Genomic DNA, 12,496 nt, shown 5'->3' with positions numbered 1-12,496 from the left:
TTAGCTTTTGTTACACAGAGGTTGCCTAAAAGCTGAAAGCTCATTGCTGATTGCTCACAGCTTTCTTGTACCACTCCGCGAATGATTCCTTCGGCGGCTCGGGCATATCGCGTTGTTTGAACCAGGGATTGAACCCGTTGTTCACAACAAATGGTGTATGCTTGAGCACCCAACGACCTGCTTTTCCGGCGAAATTGAAAACAGCGGGATGGGACAAAGTAAAGGTCATTCCTTTCATGCCAAGCTTTTTTACAATACTCGCGTGCCCATCTTTTACTAAAACCTGTCGCCATTTATAGAGCTGGTCATGGATATCAATCTTAACGGGACATACATTGCTGCAGCTTCCGCAAAGTGTTGAAGCAAATGGCAGGTCCGCATAATCCTTCATATCGATATTTGGTGCGAGTATAGATCCGATTGGTCCTGCGATAGCATTGTGGTAACTGTGTCCGCCGCTTCTTCTGTACACCGGACATGTATTCATACAGGCACCACAGCGAATACATTTTAAAGAGTTCCTGAAATCCGGCCGGCCCAACTGCCTGCTTCTGCCATTATCCACCAGCACAATATGCATCTCCTGGTTCTTGCGCGGCTTTTTAAAATGGCTGCTATAAGTTGTGATTGGCTGCCCCGTCGCGCTTCTTGTTAACAAGCGAAGAAACACACTCAGGTGCTTTCTTTTGGGAATCAGCTTTTCCAGCCCCATGCATGCAATATGCACATCTGATAAATGCGCCCCCATGTCGGCATTGCCTTCATTGGTGCACACTACAAATTCACCAGTCTCGGCGACCGCAAAATTCACACCTGTTATCGCTATCTTTCTTGTCAGGAATTTTTCACGCAGATGCAATCTTGCAGCATTGGTCAGGAATTGTGGATCAGCATTACCTTCAGGTGTTCCGAGATACTGATGAAAAAGTTCACCAATATCTTCTTTCTTCTTGTGAATACAAGGCAATACAATATGACTAGGCGGTTCTTTTGCCAGCTGAACAATATATTCTCCCAGATCCGTATCAATTACCTCAACCCCTTGTTGATGCAGGTATTCATTGAGATGACATTCCTCCGTCAACATGGATTTGCTCTTAACGATCTTGTTAACACCATGTTTTTGCAGAATGGAATGTACAATGGCATTGTGTTCCTTTCCGTCTGCAGCCCAGTGCACTGTAATGCCATTTTTAATAGCATTGGCTTCAAATTCTTCGAGGTAACCACTTAAATTGGAAAGAACATTATTTTTTATGCGGGACGCAGTTTCGCGCAGCCTTTCCCATTCAGGAAGCTGGTGCGCCTGCTTGTCACGTTTTTGTCTTACCCACCACAAAGTCTCATCGTGCCACGTTACACGCGACTCATCTTTATTAAATGTGGCGGCCAGTTGTGAATGATCCATGAGCTTACAGCTATCAGCTTTCAGCTATCAGCTATCAGCTTTGGGCTGACGGCGAGAGCGTACTGCCGGTTGAATAAAATATTTTTGGTGAGGTACCAGGTATCAGGTGTAAGGTTTCAGGTATCAGGCTTCAGGAATACAACTCATGCCTTACACCGTACATCGTACATCTAACATCGTACATAACCTCACATCGTACATTGCCTCACATCGTACATTCCCCTCATACCTCACTCCTTACACCTCACACCTTAAATCGTACATCGTACATCTAACATCATACATCCCCTCACGCATTCAGAATTTCCGCCAAATGCTTCACCTGTACTTTACTTTGTTGTCTTTTTAAAATTCCTTCCATGTGCATCAGGCAGCTCATATCGCCACCGGCGATGAATTCGGCCCCATGCTGCAAGTGGTCTTCAACACGATCCTTGCCCATTTTTGCACTTACGGCTTCTTCTGTCACACAAAATGTTCCGCCAAAGCCGCAGCATTCATCCTGCCTGCTTAAGGGAACGAATTCCAATCCCTTCACCATTCGCAACAATTTCTCAGGCTTGGAAAAAGGCTCCGCTACCAGTTCTGTCATCTGGCTTAGCTTTAAACCTCTTTGTCCGTGACAGCTTTGATGAAATCCGACTTTATGAGGAAAATATGCGTTAAGGCTTTCTACATTCAATACATCCGTAAGAAACTCGGCCAGTTCATACACTTTACCTCGAACTGCTATCGCTGCCGCTTCATTTCGTTCATCATGCAGATGATCTTTAATATGCAGTGTGCAACTTCCGGAAGGGCAAACGATGTATTCAAATTCGTTGAAATTATCTACAAACAATTCGTTGCAGCCTTTGGTAAGATGTTCAAAGCCGGAATTGGCCATCGGCTGGCCGCAGCATGTCTGATTCAGCGGATAAACCACTTCCACTCCCAGCTTTTGCAACAACTGCAGTGTCGCTATTCCTACCTGCGGGTAGAACTGGTTTACATAACAGGGAATAAATAATCCTACTCTCAAGACCAATAGTTTAAAGCTTTGAGCTATTAGCTATCAGCTATCAGCTAAAGCGTGTTTAATTGAAAATGGAAAATTCAATATCGTGTAGTTACGAATGCTCATTCTCGGATATCCATAAACGATCACAATCGGGCTGATGTTCGGGAGACCTCTCCTATCGTCGAGGTGACGATGCGGATGCAATCTTTCCGATATCGTTCTTCATCGGTGCTGCTGCAATCACTTTTTCTGATAAGCCATGATCGTCATGTCGACGACAGGAGACATCTCCCAAAGTTGACGGTGCTCGCTTACTAAACGACATTGAATTGAAAATTAATAATTGAAATTGATGTGCAATCAGATAGCTTGAACATCATCCTCAAATAGTCAAACCAAAGCAAGAAGCATCAGCAAATCAGATATCTTCAAATCAGCCATCAGCGATCACTATGCGTCCTGACGCACTGAATAATATTTCAGTTCCACAATATCGTTCGGTAGCGCTTTGCTGTTCCATGCATGATGAATGGCGAGCGCCGTTCCAACTGCTGTTGCCTGTGCCATTGATGCTGCAAAAATCTCCATTTCCGGGAAATTGAGCGCAAGAAGATTCATATAAATGGGATTTTTACTAAACCCGCCATCTACAAAAATCCTTTTTACGGCGCCTCCATCCAGCACTAATTGTGTTGCTTTCTTTTGACGGGTGGCAATTTCCATCATTAGGGCATGGTAGGCTTCCTCGTAATTATCAAATGCTGAAAGATTATTTGCACTAAATGGTTCGTCTGGACTGAAGGAAGATTCCGCTAGCTTATTGATGATATTCAGGTCAAAATCAACGTTCCTGTAATAATGAAGCGGTTGATCAAACCGGGCAGCAAGTCTTTTTACTTCCAGCTCGTGATCGTGACCGGCAAAAAGACGGGAAGCTTTAACCGGATTTCCTTTATAGGTGAGATAACAAAGACAATCCTGATCAAGCTGCTCGGTGGTTAGCGGGGTTTCATTAAACGGGTTGAGGCTAATACACCAGGTTCCGGTTGAGATAAGTACAAAAGGTTCATGAAAATTCACGAGGTACGGGATAAGCGCGGCAGAACTGTCGTGTAATCCGATACCTACTACATAATTCGTTCCTGGGAAAGCGGCCGGCACAACTTCATCCGCTTCGTGTAGCGGCGCCAGTTTTTCCAGGATACCCTCTTCTTTTACCCAGGGATGGTAGCCATTGTTTTGAAAATCCCAAAGATTTGTATGGCAGCCAACACTTGTAAGATCGGAGAAAGCCAGGCCCGTGATCAGGTAACTCAGGTATTGCGGCAGGTGCAGCGAGTATTTTATTTTCGCGAACACTTCCGGTTTTTCTTTCTTCAACCTGTAGATCTGCATTGCGGAATTAAGACTTCCCAATACCGGGGAAGCGGTACGATGTGTAAAAGCAGTGCGTCCACCGTACTTCTCGTAAAACTTGTCCGACAACTCCTGCGGGTATGGTTTCAGATAACTGTGTAGCGGCGTTACCGGATTCCCTTCTTCATCAATATTGACGATGGTTGCCCCGTATCCTGAAAAGTTCACCGCTTTTATATCAAATTCCTTTTTTCTGAACACTTCGCGTAACGAGTCAAAAATGCTCAGGCGCAAACTGTCAACATTCTCGCAAGGCTCACCATCTTCATCTACCGTCTCGGTAAAACGCGCTGAACGTTCAAACACAATATTATACTGCTCATCAAAAAGAAAAAGCTTCTTGTTGGTTCTACCAACATCAAATATGGCAATAACAGGAATGGAATTCATTATAAGTCAAAATTCAAAAGTCAAACAAAGTACGATTTACGAAGTACGAAGTACGAAGTACTCAATTTTAACCAGGCTCACTAGACAAGTCAACGTTGAAAAGCAAGAACAAGTACGATTTACGAAGCCTGCCCGTATGAATCGGTTCAGGCGGGTACGAAGTACCCAATTTTCACCACGCCTACTATTCACATGCGACTTCTAATGCATCTGCACATTTGCATATTCGCACATTTGCACATTTGCATATTCTCACATCTCCCATTCGCTCCCCTCATTTTCAATTATCAATTTTCAATTGTCAATTATTCGCACATTTGCATATTCGCACATTTACACATTTGCACATTCGCACATTTACAGTCCTGTCGCAACCGTCTTCGCGCCTCTCGCCTTGATCAATTGTTCTCTTATTTTTTCACCGCGAAATACAGCCAGCGGATGTAATGCACCACCTGAGCGTAGGCGAGCCTCTGCAACCAACGCGCGAACATCTGTTCTGAATGCCTGCTGTAATATTTCCTGTGCTGTAACCACATCATTTTCCTGTTGTGCGGCTACTAGTTTTTTTCTATCTACCAGTAATGCCTGCGCGTAAGTGATCATGATTGCTTCTACTGATTGCAACAGATCTTCCAAAGGATCTTTTACGTTGTGCGAAGCATCGATCATCCAACCTAAATCTGTTGCGTGATTCATTCCGCGGGCATCCATTCCCTCCACCAGTTCATTGAAGATCAGGAATAACTGATAGGGCTTTATGCTGCCAACAGTCAGATCATCATCTCCATATTTCGAATCATTAAAATGAAAACCACCGAGCTTTTGCTCCATCAACAATAAAGCAACAATCTGTTCTATGTTGGCATTGGGAAGATGATGACCAAGATCAACCAGTGTATATGCTTTTGGACCAAGCTTAGTTGCATACAATAGAGATTGCCCCCAATCGCCTACTGTTGTTGAATAAAAATTGGGCTCGAATGCTTTGTATTCAACAAACATTTTCCAACTCTCAGGTAAAGCCGCATAAACTTCCTGCAAGCTTTCCAGCGTATTTTGAAATGCTTTTCTAAAATTCAGCTGACCAGGAAAACATGATCCATCAGACAACCAAACGGTCAAGGATTCTGAGCCAAGCTCTATGCCATATTTAATTACTTCTATATTGTGATCGATGGCTTGCTTACGCACCTCTTTATTCACGTGCTGCATGGAACCAAACTTATAACTCAGTTCCTGGTCCGGCTGATCCTGGAACGTATTGGAATTCATGGCATCAAATCGCAAGCCATTCTGCGCCGCCAATGCTTTGATATGTGAAGCGTTTGAAGGAATATCCCAGGGAATATGCAAAGAAATAGCTCCGCTGGAACGGTTCAATGCATGCAACAATCCTATATCTTCTATTTTTTCTTCCAGGCTGCGCGGCTCGCCACCCCCGGCGAAGCGCGCAAATCTTGTTCCGCCGGTCCCCAATGCCCAGCTTGGAATGGCTACCTGGAAATCTATTAATTTCTTAAGAATATTTTCTGTATTGGAAACCTCGGAAGAGATGAATGAAAACCGGCGCTGATGATCTTTCAGCGAAACTTCATTATGCTTTTCAATCGAATATTTTTCTAAAAACATGGCAATGCGTTTTTGTGTTGCGAGAAGTGAGAGGTCTCACCAAAATGTGTCCTACGCTTCTAAAGTGTAGAGAGTTATTGGCCGTGTGTATTCACTATGTGTCCTACACTTTTAAAGTGTAGGACACATAGTGAATACCGCTACTCAAGATAAAAAACTTCTTTTAAAGGAACCGATACCGGCGACTCATCGGCATTTGTCGCCATGATATCCTTCATGTATGTCCACCATTTCTTCATCACTTCATGCTCGGGAAGATCATCCAGTAATTCCGGATCTTCAGAATAAAAACAAGCAAACAAAGTGAGCGTTTCTTCATCCAGCCAAATGGAGTATTGAGAAATACCCCTTTCCTTCAGAAGCGCTTTCAACTCGGGCCAAATGGCTGTATGTCTTCTTTTATACTCTTCTTCAAAGCCTTTGAACAATTGCATTTTCATTGCGATGCGAGACATAGAAAGTCAAAATTCAATAGTCAAAAATCAAAATCGCCCGATCCGGTTTTTCACCCCGGTCAGTTATCGTAGGAATGCCATTGCAACACCGCCGTCAACGTTCAATACATTGCCTGTTGATTTATCCAGCAAGCCTCCAACAAAGACAAAGCATGCATTTGCAATATCCTCAGGCAGAATAATCTCATTTAAAAGCGTGCGTTTTGCATAATAAGCAGGCAGCTCTTCCACTGTAACGCCATAAGCTTTTGCACGGCCCTCAGCCCATGCACCAGCCCAGATCTTACTGTCGGATATAACTGCATCCGGATTGACGGTATTCACACGAATCTGATCTTTTCCCAGTTCCGCTGCATTTAAACGGCTCAGGTGGAGCTGCGCCGCTTTTGCGGAACCATAACCTGCATTGTTTGGTCCGCTCACAAGTGCGTTCTTACTTACAATATTCAATACATCACCACCTGTTCCCTGTTTACGCATTATTTCAACGCCGGCCTGAGTAACCAGGAACTGACCTTTCACCAGAACATCATACAGCAGATCCCAGTCTTTTTCAGTATGCTCTTCAAGCGGTTTTGAAATGGATAGTCCTGCGCAATTGACAACAATATCAATACCGCCAAACTTCAAAGCTGCAGTTTCAAATGTTTTATGGATAGTTTGTGCGTTTGTCACATCCAACAGATCAGCATCAAACACATCCTTTCCATATTGTTTGGTAAATTCAGCTTTCGCTTCTTCCAACCTGTTCTCATCATTGTCATTAATTACAACACAGGCACCTTCACCGGCGAACTTTTTGGCGATCGCTTTACCTATTCCACCAGCGCTACCGGTAATTAAAGCAATTCGTCCCGAAAGTGCTTTTGGCTTCGGCATACGTTGCAATTTAGCTTCTTCCAACAGCCAGTATTCTATATTAAATGCTTCCTGCCTTGGTAACGAAGTATACACGGAAACTGCTTCCGCACCCTTCATAACGTTGATGGCATTTATGTAGAATTCTGCTGCAACGCGCGCGGTCTGTTTATCTTTTGAGAAAGTGAACATACCCACCCCCGGATATAATATCACCACAGGATTTGTATCACGTATTGCCGGACTATTGCTATGCTTGCATGCCTCATAATACTCAGTGTACATTTTCCGGTATGCATCAAACAAAGGCGCGATCTTTTGCTGTACGGCCTTTACATCACTTACATCTTCATCAACAGAAAGGTTCAATACCAACGGACTGATCTTTGTACGAAGAAAGTGATCCGGGCAACTTGTACCCATTGGCGCCAACCTGTCAAGATCATTTGAGTTGATGAACTCAAGCACCCTTTCATCATCAGTAAAATGCCCGATCATTCTTGTGTAGGATGAGCAATAACCTCTCAGCACCGGCGCAAGAACAGCAGCCTTTTTCAGGCGTTCTTCTGCAGGCAATGATTTTATTTTTGCACCGCCAAATACCTGCCCGTTATTTTTGATATTTTCTTCCAGGTATTCCGCACAACGCTCAATTACTTCCAGCGTATTCATGTAGCTTTCATATGCCGTGTCGCCCCACGTAAACAAACCGTGCGAACCGAGCATAATTCCACGAATACCAGGATTATTATCCAAACATTCCTTCAGCTTTAAGCCAAGATCAAAACCCGGACGTTGCCATTCAACCCAACCAATCGTTCCGTTAAACAGTTCCTGCGTAATGCGTTTACCGTCTTTCGCAGCCGCTATGGCAATAGCAGCGTCCGGATGTAAATGATCTATATGTTTAAAAGGAAGGAAACCATGCAAAGGAGTATCGATAGAAGGAGCCTTGGAAGCCAGGTCAAAGATGCAATGGTTAAACAACTCCACCATTTCATCCTCATGCTCTATTCCGCGGTATACATTGGTAAGACTGCGCAAACGGTCTACATACAACGCTGCAAGCCCGCTCCGTTTCAATGTACCGAGATCACCTCCGGAACCTTTCACCCACATTACTTCCGTTTCCTTTCCTGTTAAGGGGTCTTTCGCCATTGCCTTGCAGGAAGTGTTACCTCCTCCATAATTTGTTAAACGCAAATCGGCCCCCAGCAGATTGGAACGGTAGATCAGCAGTGCTACTTCATCGCCCTCCAGCTCAGCAGCTTTCGCCTCGTCCCACAAATAGCTTACATGCTTAAAACGGGTTGTTAATGATTCCATATTCTTGTTTGTTTAAATAAATTATTTGATTGAATTGCCATAGCCCACAATAAGTACGGATAACATGATAATTGCGATGCCTGTAATTATTGTATTCCTTGTTTTTGAACTTACGCCTTTCCATTCTTTTAGTGCCAGTCCCCAAAAGTTGGCAATAAGGATGATGAATGCCATGTGAAGAATCCAGGAACTCGCTCCGTTACCAAGTTTGCTTTCACCCATGCCATAAAAGAAAAACTGTAAAAACCATGTAGTACCTGCAAGCGCAGAAAAAATATAGTTTTTGAGCAAAGGAGTACGTTCGTCTGTATAATCTTTAAATGTTTTATTGCGGGCATTCAGCATAATGCACCAGATAAAATTGGTAGTTAATCCGCCCCACAAAAGCACCACATAAATAACATTGTTCTGATATAACGGATTCATGCCTTTCTCAACTGCTACGTTGGCCATGGATTTGCCCGCTTCAATGCCAAAATTAAAACAAGCGCTTAAAATACCGGAAATGATGGCCACAATTAAACCTTTGGTAAGGTTAAATTCTTTTATGCTTTTCTTTTTCTCCTCCTCGGGTAATTCTCTTTCTTTTAGCATACCCGCCCTACCACAAACATAAATTCCTAACAGACAAACCACAACACCCGCAAGCACCCAGCGTCCCCAATAGGTATTGAGCATTTCGGTAAAAGTGGTTTTACCTTCGGCAGGAAAAAAGTTATAATAGATGGAGGGAATTAAAGAACCAAAGGCGGAACAAAAGCCCAGCACGATGGAATTACCAAGCGACATACCCAAATAACGTACGCCTAACCCATAGGTAAGTCCGCCTACGCCCCACAATACGCCAAAAAAATAAGTGTATGCCAGCACAGACGAAGGCGTGCTTTTAATTATTTCTGAAAATCCGGGAATTGTAAGCCATGCTGCTAACGGAGGCACTATAAGCCAGGAAAATAAACCACCAAGGATCCAGTAGCTTTCCCAGGCCCAGCCTTTTACTTTTTTATACGGCATGTAAAAACTACCTGACGCAAACCCACCAATAAAATGAAAAATAACGCCTAATATGACCTGCATGATTCGTTAGAATTTTCTACTTAGCAATGCTATTTTACGAAAATAGAGGCTGAGTACTGTATAACTGTCCTGTACTGTAAGGTAAAGATGTAACACTTACAGCAATGAAACAGCGTACTAAATGCCCCTCGTTAAAGTCCGGTTGTTGAAGAGGGAATGCTTAATCCTTTTAGCGTCTTTTTCTGATAATCGAATTGCCATCTTCCCTTAAACAATCATTGTTACATCCAAATTGTTAAAGTAAATACAGTTACACAGCGTTTCACGAAGAAGTCACTACACAGAGAGTTGATCCGGGTTCCCGGACAAATTGCTATCTAAATGTGGATCTTCCCCAGCTTCGCATTTTCTAAAATTCAATCTGTTGTTTGCCGCTTTTTAGAGCAACCTCCTTATTGTTCCATACAAACTTGCCGGAAGTTCCGGCAGGCAATGTAACAGTTCCCTGTAAACCATTTTCGCCCTTACGTTGTAAGGATACTTCAACTGAGCCGGAAGGATGAGGCATACTGCCATAGATTTCCTTTAGCTCGCCGGGATGCGGTTCAATTCTGATGGTTTTAAAGCCGGCGCTTTCCGGCATAATGCCACAGATAGTTGCCAGGAAATCATAATTGGGACTTGAACTCCACGCGTGGCAGTCAGAACGTGTTGGTTCAGGATTTTCAGCAAAAGTTGTTAATCCCATCGCGAGCATGTCACGCCAGGGTTTTAGCTGGCTGTAATACATATCAGCCATGCCTGCTTTTTTTAAAGCGAGCGTTAAATAAAAACGATAGTAGAAGGTTGCCTGGCTGAGGGAATTATCCGAAAGTATTTTTTTCATTACAGGCTGCATTTCATTTTTCTCAACACATTGCGTAAGGACAGCCAGAATACTTGCATGTTGACTGAAAGACCCTTTCGCCGGAGTATTGGCCATCAAGCCTTTTGATTTATCGAAACATTGCAAATAGGTGCCTTTGGACAATTGTTTTGCCAAAGCTTCATAATGCGCGGCTTCATTTTGTTTACCAAAATGTGCAAACAGCGCAGCCGCCTGCTGCAAGGTGTATACATATTGTAAAGTGATCACTGAACTATTACCATCTGTTGCTCCATCGGGAACGCCGTTTGGAAATTTAGTATTCCAATCAACAAAGCCCCACCATTTCATTGGACCAAGCATGTTTTTGCTCTTGTCGATATTTTTTTCGTACCAATCCAACACGCCTGCCGCTGCCATTAAATATTGTTGCAGAAAAGCCTCATCCTGCCTGTGCATCCAGTAATCATACAGCATACTCACCCAATACAATGAAAATGGCGGAATTACCTGGAGACGATTGCTCGGGTAACGGCCTTGCGTTAATCCTTCCGGCACTCTCGACTTATAAAAGTCGTTGATAGCTTTGCGCATCAAACGATCATCACCTGTTACATACAACGATATTAATGACTGAATACGTGTGTCACCTTCGTACTGGAGCTGCTCATAATAAGGGCAATCAAAATAATTTTCACCGGCACACAATCTAGCAGTGCGCCATCCTACATTCCAGATATCCTGTAGTGAAGCATCGTTACTTTTAAAAACTGCTTTTTGCTCGAAAGGATAGCCGGTATATTTTCCGTAAAAGTCGTTAATTACCAGCGGCTGATCTCCAGTCGTGATATCTAGTTGCAGGTATCTGAATGTCCGGAACCATAGCGGCCGGAACAATCTCTTTTCTCCGCCATCAGGCTCAAAAATATCATAGTTGCCCATTATCTCACGACCATCAATATCATTGCGATTTCCCTTCTTTCGATCTTTAAACATGGCTTCAGCATAAGTCAGCTTAACAGCCGCTGCTTTGCCTCCGCTAACCACTAACTCAGGATAAGCAACTGTATTGACTCCCTGATCAAATAAAATGCTAACTGTTTTGTTTGCCGGGATTGTGAGCGGATGTGCGCTGTCGAGAGATGTGACTTGTATGTCCATGCCTGTCACCCTGCGAATGGATGGAATTCGTTGAAGCGTTTCTTCCATCAATGGTATTGTCCGGGGCGCGAGCGACCACATGTTGTCAGTTCCATAGCCAGCATTAACCGGTTGAGCAATACCTGTTGCATTCTTCCAGCTCTCATCATTGTAACCAGCCTGCTCCCAGCCCCATGGATAAGCATTTGCTTTAACATGATCACCAGGGCCAATAACCATGTATGCCCAAAGCCGCGCACCGTTATCCAGCGAACAGGGTTCATAAGCATCATCTTTAATAACCTTCCATGTTTTATCTGTGTTAATAGTTTCCTGCGCCTTATCATCACCCTGCAACATAAAGGCTGTCTGATTAGATACCTGTGCCACCGCGGCATGCTCTGCCATGTTCCACACCTGAGCGGCAATGGTATTCTTTCCTGCCTGTAAATAAGGAGCCAGGTCAATTGTTTCGTAAAACCAGTTATACAGATCACCCCGCGCCGGACCAAAACAAACAGATGTACCGTTAACAAAAAGCCGGTAACGGTTGTCGGCAGATACATGCACGATAAATTTGTCTGGCTTTGTAGTTAAATTGATTGTTTTTCTGAAATGGTAAACGCCATATGCTCTTGCGGGAACATCGGGACAGGTGATCCAATGAGCATTCCATTGGCCGGAAAGCAATTTGGGATTGATGGTTTGGTTTTGCGCATTTGCTATTAAGCATGTATTTATAATAGCAAGCAGCACAACCACAATTCGTTTAAGCATCGTTAGTGTGTTTAGTGGAATGATAACGGCTAAAATAAATTGTTTTCCCGACAAATGAAGGGAAAACCACGGAGGCTCGGCGGCACGGCGAAACACGGCGGTGATTTTGCCACGAAGACCCAAAAGCGCAAAGGGGCACAAAGGTTTGAACCACGGAGGCAAGGCGACACGAAGAAACACCGCGGTGCTTTTGCCACGAAGACGCGAAGGCG

8 protein-coding genes are annotated in these 12,496 nt (G+C 43.8%); all 8 read right to left on the bottom strand.

Translation table 11 applies throughout. The features are described from left to right. Positions 1-40 precede the first annotated feature (40 nt). A complete protein-coding gene (locus QTN47_RS01790; RefSeq protein WP_369327594.1) occupies positions 41-1,408 on the bottom strand; it encodes a LutB/LldF family L-lactate oxidation iron-sulfur protein in 1,368 nt (455 codons plus the stop codon). A 289-nt stretch (positions 1,409-1,697) separates the two neighbouring features. Continuing rightward, complete coding sequence (locus QTN47_RS01785) at positions 1,698-2,429, bottom strand: (Fe-S)-binding protein (RefSeq protein WP_369327593.1); 732 nt, start codon at positions 2,427-2,429, stop codon at positions 1,698-1,700. A gap of 429 nt (positions 2,430-2,858) precedes the next feature. Continuing rightward, a complete protein-coding gene (locus QTN47_RS01780; protein ID WP_369327592.1) occupies positions 2,859-4,214 on the bottom strand; it encodes an FGGY-family carbohydrate kinase in 1,356 nt (451 codons plus the stop codon). A gap of 357 nt (positions 4,215-4,571) precedes the next feature. After that, positions 4,572-5,846: a sugar isomerase gene (locus QTN47_RS01775; RefSeq protein WP_369327591.1), complete on the bottom strand. Its 1,275-nt coding sequence runs from the start codon at positions 5,844-5,846 to the stop codon at positions 4,572-4,574. A gap of 140 nt (positions 5,847-5,986) precedes the next feature. Beyond that, positions 5,987-6,301, bottom strand: coding sequence for an L-rhamnose mutarotase (gene rhaM, locus QTN47_RS01770; protein WP_369327590.1), 315 nt, complete (start codon positions 6,299-6,301; stop codon positions 5,987-5,989). 63 nt (positions 6,302-6,364) lie between these two features. Continuing rightward, positions 6,365-8,485, bottom strand: a complete 2,121-nt coding sequence (locus QTN47_RS01765) for a bifunctional aldolase/short-chain dehydrogenase (RefSeq protein ID WP_369327589.1) — start codon at positions 8,483-8,485, stop codon at positions 6,365-6,367. A gap of 21 nt (positions 8,486-8,506) precedes the next feature. Continuing rightward, positions 8,507-9,562 carry an L-rhamnose/proton symporter RhaT gene (gene rhaT, locus QTN47_RS01760; protein WP_369327588.1) on the bottom strand — a complete coding sequence of 352 codons (1,056 nt, stop codon included), beginning with the start codon at positions 9,560-9,562 and terminating at the stop codon, positions 8,507-8,509. A 349-nt stretch (positions 9,563-9,911) separates the two neighbouring features. Continuing rightward, entirely contained in the window at positions 9,912-12,284 is a 2,373-nt protein-coding gene (locus QTN47_RS01755) for an alpha-L-rhamnosidase-related protein (RefSeq protein WP_369327587.1), read from the bottom strand. Positions 12,285-12,496: the final 212 nt, after the last annotated feature.

Source organism: Danxiaibacter flavus (assembly GCF_041060425.1).
GTDB lineage: Bacteria > Bacteroidota > Bacteroidia > Chitinophagales > Chitinophagaceae > Danxiaibacter > Danxiaibacter flavus.
Note: the sequence above shows the minus strand (reverse complement) of the source record. Positions and strands in the feature narration are given on the sequence as shown.